We start from the raw sequence: 18,493 nt of genomic DNA, 5'->3' as shown, positions 1-18,493 counted from the left end.
TGGTGCGGTGGCGTGCCGGGGCCGGCCGAGGGCGGGAGCGCGTACGGCTCCCGCCCGACCGCCCCGGCCACGCCCGGTCACGCCGGGTCGTCGCTCCAGTCCTCGGCGAACTCGGCGAGCTCGTCCTGGTCGAGGGTGACCAGCGGCTCCTCCTCGGCGGCGGCGCCGTCGCCGGGGTCCGGGGCCCCGCCGGCGGGGTCGATCTCCTTCACCGCGGTGGCCAGCGCGGCCACCGTCTTGTGCGTGAAGACGTCCCTCGGGGTCATGTCCAGGCCCTCCGCGCGGGCCAGCGTGACGAGCTTGATCGAGACGATGGAGTCGCCGCCGAGGTCGAAGAAGCCGTCGTCGATGCCGACCCGGTCCGTGCCGAGCGCCTTGGCGAAGAGCGCGCACAGCTGCTCCTCGCGGGCGTCGCGCGGGGCCCGGCTGTCGACGGCGGCGCCGAAGTCGGGCGCGGGCAGCGCGTCCCGGTCGAGCTTGCCGCCCGGGGTGACCGGCAGCCGGTCGAGGACGACGACGGCGGCGGGCACCATGTACGGCGGCAGGGCGGCGGCGACCCGCTCGCGCAGCGCCGCCGGCTCGGGCCGGGCCTCGCCGGCCGGAGCGACGTACCCGACGAGGCGGCGTACGCCCGGCTGGTCCTCGCGGACGACCACGGCCGCGCCGGCCACGGCGGCGTCCTCGGCGAGCACGGCCTCGATCTCGCCGGGCTCGATGCGGAAGCCGCGCACCTTGACCTGGCGGTCGGCCCGGCCGAGGTACTCCAGGGTGCCGTCGGCGCGGCGGCGGGCCAGGTCGCCGGAGCGGTACATGCGCGAGCCGGCGGCGCCGTACGGGTCGGCGACGAAGCGCTCGCCGGTCTGGCCGGGCCGGCGCAGGTAGCCGAGGGCCAGGCCCTCGCCCGCCAGGTACAGCTCGCCGGGCGCGCCGACCGGCACCGGCCGGAGCGCGCTGTCGAGCAGGTACACGCGGGCGCCGGTGACCGCCTCGCCGAGCGGCGGGTGGGTCCGGCCGGCCAGCGGGCCGCTCATGGTGGCCATGACGGTGGCCTCGGTGGGGCCGTAGGCGTTGACCATGCGCCGCCCGGCCGACCAGCGTTCGACGAGGTCGGGCGCGCACGCCTCGCCGCCGACGACGAGGGTGACGCCGGGCGGCAGGGCGCCGTCGGGCAGCACCGCGAGGGAGGACGGCGGCAGCAGCAGCGTGGTGACGCCGTGGCGGGCGACGGTGGCGGCCAGCGAGGGGCCGGGGAGCAGGTCGTCGGCCGGGGCCGCGACGACGCTCGCGCCGGTGAGCAGCGCGGTGGCGAGCTCCCAGACGGAGGCGTCGAAGCTGGGCGAGGCGAACATGAGGACCCGCTCGTCCGGCCGCAGGGCGAGGCCGGTGCGCTGCTGGGCGGCGAGGGCGGCGATGCCGGTGTGCGGCACGAGGACGCCCTTGGGGCGGCCGGTGGACCCCGAGGTGTAGATGAGGTACGCGGCCGAGCCCGGGGTCAGCGGGGCGGAGCGCTCGTCGTCGCCGAGCGGGGCGGCGGACATGCCGGCGGTGAGCTCCAGGGCCAGGCCGAAGGGGTCGTCCGGGCCGAGGACGGCGCCGCCGTCCCCGTCGAGGCTCAGGGTGCGGCCGGCGCCGGCGCCCGCCGCGGCGGTGACGGCGCTGCCGTCGGCCGTGGTGAGCACCAGGTCGGGCCGGGCGTCGTCGAGGATGTAGCGCAGCCGCTCCGGCGGGTAGCCGAGGTCGAGCGGCAGGTAGGCGGCGCCGCTCTTGAGGACGGCGAGGACGGCGAGGACCGAGCGGGCGGAGCGGGGCAGGGCGACGGCGACGACGTTGCCGGGGCCGATGCCGCGTGCCGCGAGGACGCGGGCGAGCCGGTTGGCCTCGGCGTCGAGGGTCCCGTAGGTGACCTCGTACGGGCCGTCGTGGAGGGCGACGGCGTCCGGGCGGGCCGCGGCGTGGCCCTCGAAGAGCGCCGGGAAGGTGGTGCGGGGCGGGGTCGGTCCGCCGGTGCGGACGGGTTCGGCGCGCTCCGCGTCGGTCCGCAGGTCGATCCGGCCGACCGGGACGTCCGGGTCCTCGGCGAAGGCGTCGAGGACGGCGCGGACCCGGTGGAGCACCGCCGCCGCCTCGGGGGCGGTGAACAGGTCGGTGCGGTAGGTGAGTTCGAGGCTGACGCGGTCGGCGGAGGGGACGACGACGAGGCTGAACGGGTAGTGCGAGGCGCCGGGCGCCGGGGTGTCGTCCACGCTGATCCGCAGTCCGGGCACCTGGGCCTGGACGGCGTCCCCGTCGACGGGGGTGTTCTCGAAGCCGACGACGGTGTCGAAGAGTTCGCCGATGCCGGCGGCGCGCTGCACCTCGGCCAGGCCCAGGTGCTGGAAGGGGCGCAGTCCCGCCTGGGCCTCCTGGAGGCCGGTCAGGGTGGCGCCGAGCGGGCGGCCCGGGTCGAGGCGGACGCGGACGGCGACGGTGTTCATCAGCAGGCCGACCATGGACTCGGCGCCGGGCAGCTCGGGCGGGCGGCCCGCCGTGGTGGCGCCGAAGACGACGTCGTCGCGGCCGAGGAACTGGCCGAGGGCGACCGCCCAGGCGCCCTGCACCAGCGTGTTGAGGGTGAGGCCGGAGCGGCGGGCGGTGTCCGTCAGCCGTTCGGTGGCCTCCTGGCCGAGGGCGGTGGCGACGAGGTCGGGCACGGTGGCCGTGGCGGCGTCGAAGCCGGGGGCGACCAGGGCGGGCTCGTCGAGTCCGGCCAGCTCCGCCCGCCACGCCTCGACGGCGGCCCGCTCGTCCTGGGCGCCGAGCCAGCGCAGGAAGCGGTCGAAGGGGACCGGCGGGGTGCCGGTGCCGGCGCCGCCGCGGGCGTACGAGGCGAAGAGGTCGCCGAAGACGAGCGGCAGCGACCAGCCGTCGAGCAGCAGGTGGTGGTGGGTGACGAGCAGCAGGTGCTCGTCGGCGGCGAGCTTGATCAGGGCGACCCGCAGCAGCGGCGGCCGGTCGGTCGCGAAGCGGCGTACCCGGTCCTCGTCGAGGAGTTCGGCGAGCCGGGCCTCGCGCTCGGCGGGGGCCAGGGCGGACAGGTCCCGCTCCTCCCAGGGCACCCGGACGTCCTGGTGGACGACCTGCACGGAGCGGCCGGAGCCGAGCGTGACGAAGGAGGTGCGCAGCGCCGGGTGGCGGGCGAGGAGCGTGTCGAAGGCGTCGCGGAGCACGGTCGGCGCGAGGGTGCCGGTGAGCCGCAGCGGGCGCTGGGTGACGTAGACGTCGATGGCGTCCGTGGCGAGGAGGGCGTGGAAGTGCATGCCCTGCTGGAGCGGGGTGAGCGTCCACACCTCGGCGTCCGGTCCGGCGAGGGCGTCGAGTTCGGCGCGCTCGGCGTCGTCCAGGTCGACCAGCGGGCCGGTGGCCGTGGCGCTCGGGTCGCCGCCGTCCTGGGGGACGTCGCGGGCGACCTCCGCGAGGGCGGCGATGGTCTTGTGGACGAAGACGTCCTTGGCGCTCAGGACGAGTCCGGCGCGGTGGGCGCGGGCGGCGAGGCGCATCGAGACGATGGAGTCGCCGCCGAGGTCGAAGAAACTGTCGTCGACACCGACCCGCTCACGGCCCAACACCTCCGCGAACACCTCGTGCAGCACCCGCTCACGCTCCGACGACGGAGCCCGGTACTCCCGCACCGCACGCAACTCCAACGCCGGCAACGCCCGCCGGTCCACCTTCCCGTTCGGCGTCAACGCGAAATCGTCCACCACGATCACCCGCACCGGAACCATGTAATCCGGCAGCACACCCGCCACCCGGTCCCGCAACACCTCACCCTCGACCACCGCACCCGCGACCGGCCGCACATAACCGACCACATGCCGCGTCCCCACGGCATCCGCGACCACCGCGACCACCGCCTGCGCCACCCCCGCGTCACCCGCGAGAACCGCCTCGATCTCCCCCAGCTCGACACGGTGACCCCGCACCTTCACCTGGAAATCGACACGACCGCAGTACTCCACCGACCCATCCGCACGCCGACGCCCCAGATCCCCCGTCCGGTACATCCGCGCACCCACACCACCACCGACGTCCGCCACGAAACGCTCAGCGGTCAGACCAGGCCGGCCCACATAACCCCGCGCCACACCCGCACCAGCGATGTAGATCTCCCCCACCACACCCACCGGCACCGGACGCAGGAACCCGTCCAGAACGTGGATGTCGGTGTTGTCGGCGGGGCCGCCGAGGGAGGGCCGCTCGCTGTCGTCGGCGCGGCAGAACATGGCGTCGATCGTGCACTCGGCGGGGCCGTAGAGGTTGTAGACGGAGAGGCCGGGGATGGCGCGCAGCTCGGTCCACAGGTCGTCGCCGACCTCCTCGCCGCCGAGGGCGAGGGTACGGACGCGGTGCCGGCCGCCGGAGCCGTCGAGCAGCCCGGCGGCGAGCAGCTGGCGGGCGACGGACGGGGTGGTGTCGAGGACGTCGATCGCCGCCTCGGCCGCGTGGGCGACGAGGGCGAGGGCGTCCTTGCGGACGGTGTCGTCGACGATGTGGAGCTCGTTGCCGCCGACCATCCACAGCAGCTGGCTCCACGAGGCGTCGAAGCCGAGGGAGTTGGTGAGGGCGGCGCGCAGCGGGCGGCCGCCGGCCGTCTCCCGCTCCGGGGTGAAGAAGTTCGCCCGGTGGCTGTGGAACATGTTGACGAGGTTGCGGTGCTCGACGGCGACGCCCTTGGGGCGGCCGGTCGAGCCGGAGGTGTACACGACGTACGCGAGGTCGGCGGGGCCCGCCGCCTTCCGGGCCGGAGCCTCGCCGGCGTCCGGGAGCGCGTCGGCGTCGGAGGCGGCGTCGGCGAGCACGACGGGTACGCCGGCGGGCAGCGCGTCCTTCGTCGTCGCGTCGGCCACGAGGAGCGCCGGGTCCGCCTCCGCGCACAGGGCGGCGATCCGGTCGGCCGGCTGGTCGGCGTCGAGCGGCAGGTAGGCGGCGCCGGACTTCAGGACGGCGAGGATCGCGGAGACGGCGGCCGTGGTGCGGGGCAGGGCGACGGCGACGAGCCGGCCCGGTCCCGCGCCGTGGGCGGTGAGCAGCCGGGCGAGCCGGTCGGCGTCCGCGTCCAGTTCGGCGAAGGTGAGCCGGCCCGCGGCGTCGACGGCGGCGATCGCGTCCGGGGTCGCGCGGGCCTGCTCCTCGAAGAGCTCGTGCAGGGTCCGCGGCGGGTGCGCGGCGGTGCGGCCGCGCGCGGCGGCCAGGAGCGCGGCGAACTGGTCGGCGGTCCACACCGGCAGCTGGGCGACGGGCGCGTCGGGCCGGCCGGCGAGGGCTTCGAGGAGCGGGGCGAGCCGGTCGAGGAGCGCGGTCGCCTCCTCGGTGTCGTACACGTCCTCGCGGTGGTTCAGTTCGAGGCGGAGCCGCGGGCCCGGGTAGACGGCCAGGCTCAGCGGGTAGTGGGTGCCCTCCGGGGTGTCCTCGGCGGCGTCGCGCAGCACGCCGACGGTCAGCCCGGCGACCTGGGCGCCCTGGACGGCCTCCTCGACGGGGTAGTTCTCGAAGGCCAGCGTGGTGTCGAAGAGTTCGGTGGCTCCGACGGCGCGCTGGATGTCCGAGAGGCCGAGGTACTGGTGGCCGAGGAGTTCGGTCTGCTCGGCCTGGACGCGGGCGAGCAGGGCGGCGGCGGTCTCGGAGGGGTCGATCCGGATCCGGGCCGGCACGGTGTTGATCATCAGGCCGACCATGCGGTCGGCACCGGCGAGCTCCGGGGGGCGGCCGGCGACGGTGTTGCCGAAGACGACGTCCGGGCGGCCGGTCAGCGAGGTCAGCAGCAGCGCCCAGGCGGCCTGGACGACCGTGTTGACGGTGACCTCGCGGGCGCGGGCGGCCTGCGCGATGCGGGCGGTGGCCGCCTCGGAGAGTTCGGCGACCACGCGGCGCTGGCCCCGGTCGGAGTCCTGGGTGCCGTGGCCGCCGGCCACCAGGGTGGGGCCGTCGACGTCGGCGAGGGCGGTGCGCCAGACGTCCTCGGCCCGGTCGCGGTCCTGCGCGGAGAGCCAGCCGAGGTAGTCGGCGAAGGGGACGGCGGGCTCCAGGGCGTCGGCCGAGCCGCCGTCGCGGTAGATCCGGAAGAGGTCCCCGAGGACCAGCGGCACGGACCAGCCGTCGAGCAGGATGTGGTGGTGGGTGACGACCAGCACGTGCCGGTCGGCCGCGAGCCGCACGAGCGTGCAGCGCAGCAGCGGCGGGCGGGCCATGTCGAAGCGGCGGGCCCGGTCCTCGGTGAGCAGCCGGGTCAGCCGGACGCGGCGCTCGTCCTCGCCGAAGGCGGAGAGGTCGACTTCCTCCCAGAGCGGCTCCACCGCTCGGGCGACGGCCTGGACGGCCTCGCCCGAGCGGCGCCTGAGGAACCCCGCGCGGAGGCTCCCGTGGCGCGCCAGCAGGGTGGCGCAGGAGTCGCGCAGCACCTCCGGGTCGAGGGCACCGACCAGTTCCAGAGGTGTCTGCACGTTGTAGAAGTCGACGCCGCCGGCGTCGGCCTCGCCGCCGTCGAAGAGGGCGTGGAAGAGCATGCCCTGCTGGAGCGGGGTGAGCGGCAGGACCGCTTCGAGTGTCGTCTGCCTCACGGCGTTGCCTCCCACTGGGCTTCGAGCTCGTCGAATTCGTCCGCGTCGATGCTCATCAGGGCGTCGGCGCTCGCTGGCTTGTTGAAGTCGTTGTCGTCGTCGGGTGCGTCGGTGGCGACGAGGGCGAGGGCGGCGATGGTCTTGTGGACGAAGACGTCCTTCGCGCTCAGGACGAGTCCGGCGGCGTGGGCGCGGGCGGCGAGGCGCATCGAGACGATGGAGTCGCCGCCGAGGTCGAAGAAACTGTCGTCGACACCGACCCGCTCACGGCCCAACACCTCCGCGAACACCTCGTGCAGCACCCGCTCACGCTCCGACGACGGAGCCCGGTACTCCCGCACCGCACGCAACTCCAACGCCGGCAACGCCCGCCGGTCCACCTTCCCGTTCGGCGTCAACGCGAAATCGTCCACCACGATCACCCGCACCGGAACCATGTAATCCGGCAGCACACCCGCCACCCGGTCCCGCAACACCTCACCCTCGACCACCGCACCCGCGACCGGCCGCACATAACCCACCACATGCCGCGTCCCCACGGCATCCGCGACCACCGCGACCACCGCCTGCGCCACCCCCGCGTCACCCGCGAGAACCGCCTCGATCTCCCCCAGCTCGACACGGTGACCCCGCACCTTCACCTGGAAATCGACACGACCGCAGTACTCCACCGACCCATCCGCACGCCGACGCCCCAGATCCCCCGTCCGGTACATCCGCGCACCCACACCACCACCGACGTCCGCCACGAAACGCTCAGCCGTCAGACCAGGCCGGCCCACATAACCCCGCGCCACACCCGCACCAGCGATGTAGATCTCCCCCACCACACCCACCGGCACCGGACGCAGGAACCCGTCCAGAACGTGGAGGCGCAGTCCGGCGAGAGGGGTGCCGACGGGGACGGCGGTACGGTGCCGGCCGGCCTCGGCGCGGCCGGTGGTGGTGTAGACGGACACCTCGGTGGGCCCGTACTGGTTGTGGAGTTCCGCCGGTACGGCGGCGTGGAAGCGGTCGGTCAGGGCGCCGGTGAGCTGTTCGCCGCCGACGAAGACCCGGCGCAGGGTGTCGCACCGGTCGCTGCCGGGCTCGCGGAGGAACACCTCCAGGGTCGACGGCACGAACTGGGCGACGGTGACGCCCTCTTCGCGGATCAGGCCCGGCAGGTAGCCGGGGGCGTCCTCGCCGTCGGGGCGGGAGACGACCACGGCTGCTCCGTGGTGGAGCGGCCAGAAGATCTCCCACACCGACGGGTCGAAGCTGAGCGAGGTCCGCTGGAGCACCCGGTCGGCGGCGGTCAGGGCGTGCCGCCGCTGCATGCCGGCCAGGTAGTTGGTGATGCCGGCGTGGGTGACCACGATGCCCTTGGGGCGGCCGGTGGAGCCGGAGGTGTACACGACGTACGCCGGGTGGGCCGGCCGCAGCGCGGTCCCGGGGCCGTCGTACGGGGCGGCGGCGCCGGCCTCGGCGGCGTGCGCCGCGAGGAAGGCGTCGTCGACGACGAAGGCGGGCCGGGCCTGGTCCAGCATGTGCCGGACGCGCTCCTCCGGGTACTCCGGGTCGAGCGGCAGATAGGCGGCGCCCGCCCGGTGGATGGCGTGCAGGACCACGATCAGCTCGGCCGAGCGGCGCAGCCGGACGCCGATCACCCGGCCGGGGGCCGCGCCCAGGTCCGCCAGGACCGTGGCCAGGCGGCCGGCCCGGGCGTCGAGGTCCGCGTACCGGATCCGCTCGCCCTCGCAGACGACGGCGACGGCGTCCGGGGTCCGGCGCGCCTGCGCGGCGAACAGCGCGGGCAGCGTGGCGGCGGCGTGGTGCCCGGCCGGATCGGCGTCGGGGTCACCGGCCGGATCGGCGTCGGGGCCACCGGCCGGGTTCCCGGCCTCGTCGGCGGCGGGCTCCAGGGCCTGCCGCTCGGCGTCGGTGAGCAGCGGGAGGCGGCCGACCGGAAGCTCCGGGTCGGTGGCGAAGGTCTCCAGGACCATCCGCAGCCGGGCGAGGCAGCTCTCGGCGGCCTCGGTGTCGAACAGGCCGGTGCGGTGGGTGAGTTCGAGGCGGAGTCGGTCGCCGGGGACGACGGAGAGGCTGAGCGGGTAGTGGGTGCCGCCGGTCGGGTCGGCCTCCTCCACCGTGATGCCCAGGCCGTGGGCGTGCGCGACGATCTGCTCGCGGTCGATCGGCGCGTTGCCGAACACCACGGACGTGTCGAAGAGTTCGGGGTGGCCGGCGATCCGGTGCAGGTCGGGCAGGCCGACGTGGTGGTGGTCGCCGAGGGCCAGCTGCTCGCCCTGGACCCGGGCGAGGAGACCGGCCAGCGGCTCCGCCGGGCGGAGCCGGACGCGGACCGGGACGGTGTTCATCAGCAGGCCGACGATCTCGTCGACGCCGTCCAGCCGGGGCGGACGGCCGGAGACCGTGCCGCCGAAGACGACGTCGTCGCGGCCGGTGAGGGTGTGCAGGAGCAGGGCCCAGGCGCCCTGGACCACGGTGTTGAGGGTGACGCCCCGGGAGCGGGCGGCCCGCTGGACGCCGGCGGTCAGCTCGGCGGGCAGTTCCGCCACGAGCAGACCGGGCAGGGCGTCGGCGTCCCCGGCAGCGGAGTCCGCCTCGCCGCCCTCGGCCGCCAGGGCGGTGGGGGCGACCAGGGTGGGGCCGTCCAGGCCCGCGAGGGCCCGGCCCCACTCCTCCTCGGCGGCGGTACGGTCCTGCGCCGCCGCCCACGCCAGGTAGGCGCGGAAGGGCACCGGCGCGGGCAGCGCGGCGGCGTCGCCCCGGTACAGCGCGAGCAGGTCGCGCAGGATCAGCGGCACCGACCAGCCGTCGAAGACGATGTGGTGGCCGGTGAGGACCAGCAGGTGCCGCTCGTCGTCGAGCCGGACCAGGCCGAAGCGCAGCAGCGGCGGCCTGGCCATGTCGAAGCGGGTCCGCTTCTCCTCGGCGAGCAGGGCGGCCAGGCGCGCCTCGCGGTCGGCGTCCGGAAGCCCGCGCAGGTCGTGCTCGTGGACCGGGGCCTCGGCGTCGCGGGCGACCAGCTGGAGCGCCTCGCCGGTGGCGGAGCGGGTGTAGCCGGCGCGGAGCGCGGTGTGGCGGCGTACGAGGGCCTGGCAGGCGTCGCGGAACGCGTCGGCGGCGAGCGGGCCGGCGAGGCCGAAGACCTTCTGCACGGTGTAGGCGTCGGGGGCGTCGCCGAACTCGGCGTGGAAGAGCATGCCCTCCTGGAGCGGGGTGAGCGGCAGCACGTCCGCCAGGCCGCCGCCGTCGGCGTCCGGGCGCCGCCAGGCGGCGGCGAGCCGCTCGCGCTCCCCCGCCGGCAGGGCGACCAGCTCGGCGTCGGGGTCGTACGCGGGGGCGGTCCGCCCCGCGTCGCGCGCGGGATCGTCACCGGCGTGGGCGGCGAGCGCGGCGACGGTCTTGTGCGCGAAGACGTCCTGCGGGGTGAGCGGGATGCCGGCGCGGGCCGCGCGGGAGGCGAGCCGGACGGCGACGATGGAGTCGCCGCCCAGCTCGAAGAAGCTGTCGTCGACGCCGACGTCCGTGGCGCCGAGGAGATCGGCGAAGAGCCCGCACAGCACGGCCTCGCGCTCGTCGCGCGGGGCCCGCTCGGAGGCGGTGCCGACGTACCGGGGGGCGGGCAGCGCCCGCTGGTCCAGCTTGCCGCTCGCGGTGAGCGGCAGGTCGGGGAGGAAGACCACGGCGGCGGGGACCATGTACGGCGGCAGGGCGTCGCGCACCCGCTGCCGCAGGGCGCCCGCGTCGGGAACGGCGTCGCCGTCGGCCGGGACGGCGTACGCGACGAGCTGGCGCACGCCGGGACGGTCCTCGCGGACGACGACGCTGACCCGGGCGACGCCGGGCGCGCCGGCGAGGACGCTCTCGATCTCGCCCGGCTCGATGCGGAAGCCGCGCACCTTGACCTGCCGGTCGGAGCGGCCGAGGTACTCCAGGTCGCCGCCCGGGGTCCAGCGGGCCAGGTCGCCGGTGCGGTACATGCGGCTGCCGGGCGGACCGTACGGGTCGGCGACGAACCGCTCGGCGGTGAGGCCGGGCCGGCCCAGGTAGCCGCGGGCGAGGCCGTCGCCGGCCAGGTGGATCTCGCCGGCGACACCGGGCGGCACCGGGCGCAGGGCGTCGTCCAGGAGGCGCACCCGGCTGCCGGGCACGGTACCGCCCATGGGGGGCACGATCCGGCCGGACAGGGCGCCGGTCTGGGTGGCGATGACGGTGGACTCGGTGGGGCCGTACGCGTTGACCATGCGCCGGCCGGGCGACCAGCGGTCGACCAGCTCGGGCGAGCACGCCTCGGCTCCGACGACGAGGGTGACGCCCTCGGGCAGCCCGTCCGCCGGCATCGCGGCCAGCGCGGACGGCGCCATCAGCAGGCAGTCCACGGAGAGTTCGCGGATCAGCGCGGCCAGCTCCGGGCCCGGGGTGAGGCGCTCGGCGGGGGCGACGACGAGGGCCGCGCCGGTCAGCAGCGCGGTGCACAGCTCCCACACGGAGGCGTCGAAGCCGGGCGAGGCGAACTGGAGCACGCGCCGGTCCGGGGTGGTCTCCAGGAGCGTCCGCTGGTGGGCCAGGAGCCCGGCGAGCCCGGTGTGCGTCACGACGACGCCCTTGGGCCGGCCGGTGGAGCCGGAGGTGTAGATGATGTACGCGGGGTGCCCGGGGCGCAGACCGGCGGGCGTCGCGTCGGCGGGACCCGCGTCGGGCCCGGTGGCGGACTCGACGGCGGACTCGACGGTGCCGTCCTCGGCCACGTACAGCCGGGGCACGCCGGGCGCCAGCTCCGCGTCGTCGGTGGCGCGCGAGGTGAGCAGCAGCGCGGGCGCCGTGTCGTCGAGCATGGCGGTCACCCGGGACCGCTGGTACGCGAGGTCGATGGGCAGGTGGACGGCGCCGGAGGTCAGGACGCCGACGGCGGCGACGGCCGCGGCGACGCCGCGCGGCAGGGCGACGGCCACCACCCGCTCGGGGCCGGCGCCGCGGGCGGCGAGCTCCCGGGCCAGCCGGCCCGCGCGGGCGGCGAGCCCGGCGTAGTCGAGCGCGCCGTCCGCCGAGACGACGGCGGGGCGGTGCGGGGTCGCGCGGACCTGCGCGGCGAACAGGTCGGGGAAGGTGCGGGCGGGCTCCGCCGGCGCGGCCGGCAGGCCGGCGGCGAGGTGACGGGCGAGCTCGGCGTCCGTGGCGACGCCGACGCGGGCGAGCGGCAGGTCGCCGGGCGCGGCCAGGAAGCGGTCCAGGAAGGCGGTGAACCGTTCCTGGTGGGCGGCGAGTTCGGCCTCGGTGTAGCGGTCGGGATTGGCCTCGAAGGCGATCCGCACGCCCTTGCCGTCCGGCTCCGGGTGGCAGGTCAGGTTGAGGTCGATGACCGGTCCGCCGGAGAGCGCGGTCAGGGTGGCCTCGCGGCCCGCGAAGTTGCTCTCGGACCCCGCGGGCATGATGTTGACCAGCACGCCGAACAGCTGCTCGTTGGAGCCGAGCAGGCGCAGGTCGCGGCGGAGCTCGTCGTAGGGGTGCCGCTGGTGGGTGAGGAGTTCCCCGAGGCGCTTGCCGACGTGCCGGATCAGCTCGGTGCGGCTCGCCGCGGGGTCGACGGTGAGGCGCAGCGGCAGCGTGTTGGAGAGCATGCCGGGCACGTTCTGGGAGCGCGGGCCGAGCCGGGCGGTGGCCGGGACGCCGAGGGTCAGGTCGCGCGCGCCGGTCATGCCGTGCAAGTAGGCGGCGACCGCCGCGAGCATGGCGACGCTCCACGGGGCGCGGGCCGCGCGTCCGGCGCCGTGCAGCGCCCGGTAGTCGTCCTCGCCCAGCTCGGTGGAGGCGGCGTGGGCGATCCCGGAGGCGCCTGTGGGCACGCCGGGGGCCGGACTGACCGTCTCGGGCCGGTCCTCGAAGGCGCGGGTCCAGTACTCCTTGTCGGCCGTGTACTGCTCCGAGGCCCGGTACTCCGCCTCGTCCGCGAGGATGTCGGTGAGCGGGCCCAGCGGCCGGCCCGCCGGCTCCTCGCCGGCGACCAGCGCCTCGTACACCTCCTCGATGCGGCGCGAGTGCAGCACGGAGCCGTAGCCGTCCGAGAGGATGTGGTGGCTGCGCTGGTACCAGAGGTAGTGGTCCTCGCCGACCCGCATCAGCACATGCGCCGACAGCACACCGGTGAACAGGTCGTTGGCCGTGCGCCGGTCCTCGTCCATGAGGGCGTGGGCCGCCGCGAAGGGGTCCGCCTCGCCGGTGAGGTCCAGCTCCCGCCAGGTCGAGCAGCCGGGGGCGACGGGGCGCTGCTGGGGGCCGTCGGCCGACTCCTCGAACGCGACGTCGAAGCTTCCGCTCTCGCCCTCGGCCACCCGCACGGCGCGTGCGAGCAGCGGCCCGTCCACCGGTCCGCGGACCTCCATCACGACGACGGTGTTGAAGGCCGGGTCGGTGGGGGCGAGCCGCTGGGCGTAGAAGACGCCGCGCTGGGCGGCCGTGAGCGGCAGCGGGCCGCCGGCCTCAGGGCGGACGGAGGTCTCCGCGTCACGTGAAGTCATTCGGATCGTCAACCGCTCTCTCGTGAGCCGCTCTCGGTGCGCCGTCCCGGTGGACCGTCCCCTGGACCGGGCCGGCGGGGCCGCCCGAGCCGCTCCGTGCGGGGCGGCGCGGGCCGCCCGGTCCGCCCTGTGCGGGGCGGGCATCGGCGGGGCCGGGGACGGACGGTGCGCGACGATGCTGCCCCGCCCCCCGCGCCCGTCACCAGGCAACCGACCGGCAATCGGGGTGCCCGGTCAGCTGCCGCCCGGCGCCCGCCGAGTTACCGGCCGCTTGCCTGGCCCCGGCCGGCCGGCGGGGCGAGGATGCCGACGGTCCGGTGTACCCGAGTCCCCCACTCGGGTGCGCCGGGCCTGCCCTGAAATCCCGGAGAGGACGAGGACGTTGGCGATCCCGGACCGAGGTCTGCTCGACTGGCTGGACGAGGCGTCCGCCGAACGCGGCCTGTACTACGCGGAGAAGAACGACGGCTGGGACTTCCGGTCGTACCGCGAACTCGCCGATCTGACGCTGCGCACCGCGGCCGCGCTGCGGGCGAACGGCGTCGGGCGCGGTGACGTGGTGGCGCTGGTGCTGCGGTCGAGCCCCGGCTTCGTGGCCGGCTTCTTCGGCGCGCTGGCGGCCGGTGCCACGCCGTGCTCGATCGCGCCGCCGTTCGCGTTCCAGCGGGCGGACGAGTACGAGACGCACGTGGCCCGCCTGTTCGAGACGGCCGACCCCAAGCTGATCATCTGCGACGAGGAGTCGGAGGAGCGGATCCGCAAGCTCTCCGCCGGCCTGTCGCTGCCCGAGCCGGTCGTCTTCGACTCCCTGGTCGACGGCGTCGAGCCGCTGGCCGCCCCGCTGCCGCTGCCCGAGACGGCGCTGATGCAGTTCACGTCGGGGTCGAGCGGCTACTCGCGCGGGGTGCTGATCTCGTCGGAGGCGCTGCGCGCCAACCTCACCGGGATGCGCCGCCGCTTCGGCTGGACGCCGGACCTGCCCGGCGTCTGCTGGCTGCCGGTCCACCACGACATGGGCCTGGTCGGCTATCTGCTGAACGTGGTCGTCACCGGCGCCAGCGGCTGGATGATGCAGCCCGACGACTTCATCCGCTCGCCGCTGCGCTACCTGAAGTGCATGAGCGACAACCGGACCGCGATCACCGGCATGCCCAACTTCGGCCTCGCCTACATCCTGCGGCGAGTCCGGCCGGAGCGCCTGGAGGGGCTGCGCTTCGACTCGATGCGGGCCATCATCATCGGCGCCGAGCGGGTCGACCCGGAGGTCCTGGAGGACTTCCACGCGCTGATGGGCCCGCACGGCCTGGACCGCGGCTCCCTGCTGCCGGCGTACGGCGGGGCGGAGGCGACCCTCGCGGTGACCGGTCTCGCGCCCGGCGCGGGGTGGACGATCGCCTCGCCGGACGAGGGCGACGCGTCGGCGCTGGCCGGCACCGCCGTCGTCGGCTGCGGCACGCCGCTGGAGAACCGCACGGTCTCGATCGTCTCCGAGGACGGCGAGGAGCTGCCCGACGGGCAGGTCGGCGAGGTCGTCGTCACCGGCGTCTCGATCGCGAGCGGGTACGTCGGCGACACCAGCTCGGCGTCCGGTACGGCGCTCGGCGAGGCCGGGCTGCACACCGGCGACGCGGGCTTCGTGCGGGACGGGCAGCTGTACGTGATCGGCCGGCTCGGCGACGGGCTCAAGGTGAGCGGCAAGATGGTCTTCGCCGAGAGCCTGGAGACGCTGCTGCACCAGCGGGGGATCCCGGACCGGCAGGTCGCGGTCCTGCTCGGGGTGCGCGACGGCGTGCCGACCGGTGTCGCCGTCTTCGGCAACGTACGGCCCGGCTGGCGCGAGGCGGCCCACGAGGTGCTGTCCGAGTGGCTGGGCGACGCCCGGCTGCTCGGGGTCGAGGTCGGGCGGGGCGGCATCGAGGTCACCTCCAGCGGCAAGCCCCGCCGCCGTGTGATGTGGAAGGCCCTCTGCGCGGGTCGGTACGAGACGTCCACGTCACCGCTGACCGCGGGGTAGCCGTCCGGACAGAATCCGGCACTGCCCCGCCGGGGGCCGGCGCGCGATCCGCGCCGGCCCCCTGTGGCGTTCCCGGGGCCGGCCCGTGGAGGCGTCCGCATGGCCGGCCGGCCGTGTGAGGGCATGCGAAAGGGGTGCCGCGCGCCCCCCGGGAAGGGATCGCGCGGCACCCGTGGCGGATGGCGCCGGCCGGTGGCTCAGCGCAGCTGCATCTCCTCCGAGCGGACCAGGTTCTCGGCGATCAGCAGCTCCTTGACCTTGTCCGAGAGCATGCCCAGCTGGCGCAGGATGTGGATGATCTGCTGGAAGAGCATCTGGCGGTACGCCGCCATCATCGGGTTGTGGCGGGCGAAGAGCAGCCCGCGCTCGACGTCCAGGTCCATCCGCTCCCAGATCTCGCGGAGCATGAACCGGCGCGACATCAGCCGGATGGCCTCCAGGAGGAAGTCCTCGCGGTCCTTCAGCTCGGCCGAGGTGACGTCCGCGTACATGCCGTTGAGGGCGGAGACGCCGAACGCGATGTGACGGGCCTCGTCCTGCGCGACCATCCGCGTGATCTGCCGGATGATCGGGTCGCCGAAGCTGCTGCTGGCGAGCCGCAGCGCGGTGATCGCCAGGCCCTCCACGACGACCTGCATGCCGAGGTAGACGATGTCCCAGCGGGACTCCGACAGAAGGTCCTGGAGCAGGGTCTTCAGGCCGGGGTTGATCGGGTAGACGACGCCGAGCTTCTCGTCGACGTACTTGGCGAACGCCTCCACGTGCCGGGCCTCGTCGGCGACCTGGGAGGCGGCGTACGTCTTGGCGTCGATGTCCGGCACGGTCTCCACGAGGCGCGCGGTGGTGACGAGCGCGCCCTGCTCACCGTGGAGGAACTGGCTGCACATCCACGCCTGGTACTCCCAGCGGAAGTCGGTCAGCATGTGGTGCGGCACGGGGCTGTCCTCGCCGACGACGAAGGAGGCGAGCTTCGCGCCGTTCTCCTCGGTCAGCGGGGCACCGAACTGGATGTCGTGGTTCCAGTCGATGTCGGTGGCGGCGTTCCACTGCGAGACCTTGTTCTTCTCGTAGAGGCTCCACACACGGCTGTCTCGGTTTCCGTAGTTCCAGTTCATGCACGCCTTGAACACCGCGTCGACTTCCATGAGTTCGGCGGCGACGGAGTCCAGGGTGAAGAACGTCGCTGCGGACGCCTCATCGGGAACAGTGGTCATGGCAGGAGTGTGCGACGCGGCCTCCGCCCCCCTCCAGGAACCGGCGAGGCAACTAGGCGGCAGCCCGGTTGCCGGTGCCTGTGCCTGGTCCCGCGCCCGCCTCCTGCCCACGATGTGCGCAACGGGCCGCCGCCCCCAGCGGGCGCCGGCCGGAGCGCAGACGAGGAAATCGGGGGAGCGGATGGGCACCTACGCCGCGGAACTCGCCACGGAGCCCGCCCCGGCGGGCGGACCGGGGCCCGGGGTCGCGGACGCGCCGCCGCACCGGCACGGCGGGGACGCCGCCGGCGCGGCGGGCCGCCCGTGGATCGTCGGCCGGGTCGGCGGCCCCGAGGACCGGCTGCGGCTGCTCTGCCTGCCCCAGGCCGGCGGCAGCACGGGCTCGTTCGCGCCCTGGCGGCTGGCCATGGGGCTGCCCGGCTTCGAGCTGGCCACCGTGGAACTGCCGGGCCGGGGCGTGGGCAGCGGGGAAACGATGCCCGACACCCTCGAAGAGCTGGCCGACGCCGTGATCGACGGTGTGCGGGACGAGCTGGACATGCCGTACGCGCTGTTCGGCCACAGCTTCGGCGCGCTCCTCGGCCACCGGATCGCGGTCCGGGTGGCGGAGCGCGGCCTGCGCCCGCCGTCCGCGCTCGTGGTGTCCGCCTCGCGGGCGCCGCACGCCCCGGTGCGCAAGCGCGTCTCGCACCTGGACGACGCGGGGCTGCTGGCGTGGCTGGAGGGGTTCGGCGGCTTCCCGCCGGAGCTGTCCCGCTACCCCGCCTACCTGACGTACGCGCTGCGCACCGTCCGCCGCGACCTGGCCCTGGTCGAGGAGTACCGGCCCGCCGCCGCCGTCCCGGTCGGCTGCCCGCTGCACGTGTTCGGCGGGGCCGAGGACCCGCTGGTGGGCGCGGAGCAGCTGGAGCTGTGGCGGGAGTGCGCCGCGGGCGGGTTCACCTCGCGGCTGCTGCCCGGCGGGCACGACTACCTGTTCACCGGCGCGGCGGCGATGACCGCCGCGCTGGCCGCGACGCTGCTCTGACGGCACCGGCGCCGGCCCGGCGCCCCGGCCGGCCCCGCCACGGGGCACCGGCTCCGCCGCTCATTCCCAGGGAGTTGGAAGAGTTGAACGATCTGACCGGCATAGTCGTCTTCGAGGCCGCCGGCGCGGGCCTGGAGTCCTACACCAAGGACCACGCCGCCGAGATCGGCGCGGCCGTCGCCGAGGCGGGCGCGGTCCTGGTCCGCGGGGCCGTCGCCGACGGGGCGGAGGAGTTCGGGCGGGCGCTGAAGCGGCTCGGCTTCGACCCGCTCCAGTACACGGAGCGCTCCACCCCGCGCAGCGAGGTCGGGGACGGTGTCTTCACGTCGACGGAGTACCCGGCGCGCGAGATCATCCCGCAGCACTGCGAGTCCTCGTACGCGGGGGCGTGGCCGGGGCGGCTCGCGTTCTTCAGCGCCGTGCCGGCGCTGACCGGCGGGGCGACGCCGATCACGGACGTGACGCGGGTGCTCGACGACATCCCGGCCGCGGTGGTCGAGGAGCTGGAGCGGCGCGGTCTCATGTACGTGCGGAACTACGGCAGCGGCGCCGGTCTGGACTGGCGGGACGCCTTCCAGACCGAGGACCGGGCCGAGGTCGACCGGTTCTGCGCGGCGGCCGGCATGGAGTGGGCGTGGCTGGAGGACGACTGCCTGCGGACGGTGCGCCGGGCGCCCGCGCTCGCGGTGCACCCGCGCACCGGCCGCCGGCTGTGGTTCAACCACCTGGTGCTGTTCCACCAGTCGTCGCTGCCGGGCAGCCTGCGCGAGGACCTGGTGGCGGTGCTGGGCGAGGACGGGCTGCCGAACGACGTGCTGTTCGGGGACGGCGAGCCGATCCCGGACGCCCTGGTGGCGGAGGTCCGGGAGGCGTTCGGCCGGCGGACGCAGCGCTTCGACTGGGAGCTCCACGACCTGATGGTGATCGACAACATGCGCTGGTCGCACGGGCGTGAGGCGTTCACCGGGGAGCGCCGGGTGCTGGTCTCGATGACGGACCTGATCACCCGCGACTGAGTCGCGGGCGGGCCGGCTCCCCCGCGCCCCGGTCCCGGACGGGCCCCTTCCTGCCCCCCGCGCCCCGGTCCCGGACGGACCAGATCCCGGCCGACCCGGTCC

Annotated in this window: 6 protein-coding genes; 3 read left to right on the top strand and 3 right to left on the bottom strand. The window is 75.3% G+C overall.

Going from position 1 to position 18,493, the window contains the following annotated elements:
* Positions 1-77 precede the first annotated feature (77 nt).
* The gene (locus ACIGHB_RS06870; protein ID WP_399910121.1) at positions 78-6,596 is read right to left on the bottom strand and encodes an amino acid adenylation domain-containing protein; all 6,519 of its coding nucleotides are present in this window, start codon (positions 6,594-6,596) and stop codon (positions 78-80) included.
* Positions 6,593-13,120, bottom strand: a complete 6,528-nt coding sequence (locus ACIGHB_RS06865; RefSeq protein WP_399910118.1) for an amino acid adenylation domain-containing protein — start codon at positions 13,118-13,120, stop codon at positions 6,593-6,595. The genes ACIGHB_RS06870 and ACIGHB_RS06865 overlap by 4 nt, the downstream gene beginning before the upstream one ends.
* A 382-nt stretch (positions 13,121-13,502) precedes the next feature.
* Here ACIGHB_RS06865 and ACIGHB_RS06860 point away from each other — a divergent pair, with 382 nt between their 5' ends.
* A complete protein-coding gene (locus ACIGHB_RS06860) occupies positions 13,503-15,134 on the top strand; it encodes an AMP-binding protein (protein ID WP_360310813.1) in 1,632 nt (543 codons plus the stop codon).
* Between the two features lie 197 nt (positions 15,135-15,331).
* Here ACIGHB_RS06860 and ACIGHB_RS06855 read toward each other — a convergent pair whose 3' ends face one another.
* Positions 15,332-16,348: a diiron oxygenase gene (locus tag ACIGHB_RS06855; RefSeq protein ID WP_360310815.1), complete on the bottom strand. Its 1,017-nt coding sequence runs from the start codon at positions 16,346-16,348 to the stop codon at positions 15,332-15,334.
* Positions 16,349-16,529: 181 nt separating this feature from the next.
* Between ACIGHB_RS06855 and ACIGHB_RS06850 the strand changes: the two genes are divergently transcribed.
* Together ACIGHB_RS06850 and ACIGHB_RS06845 are read left to right on the top strand one after the other, a co-directional pair.
* Positions 16,530-17,375 (top strand): thioesterase domain-containing protein, encoded by an 846-nt coding sequence (locus tag ACIGHB_RS06850; RefSeq protein ID WP_360310817.1) that lies wholly within the window; start codon positions 16,530-16,532, stop codon positions 17,373-17,375.
* Positions 17,376-17,458: 83 nt separating this feature from the next.
* On the top strand, positions 17,459-18,391 hold the full coding sequence (locus ACIGHB_RS06845; RefSeq protein ID WP_399910113.1) for a TauD/TfdA family dioxygenase: 933 nt from the start codon (positions 17,459-17,461) through the stop codon (positions 18,389-18,391).
* The last annotated feature ends 102 nt before the right edge of the window (positions 18,392-18,493 follow it).

The organism is Streptomyces sp. NPDC085460, from assembly GCF_044541975.1.
In the GTDB taxonomy this organism is placed as follows: domain Bacteria; phylum Actinomycetota; class Actinomycetes; order Streptomycetales; family Streptomycetaceae; genus Streptomyces.
This window is presented reverse-complemented; position numbering and strand designations above follow the sequence as displayed.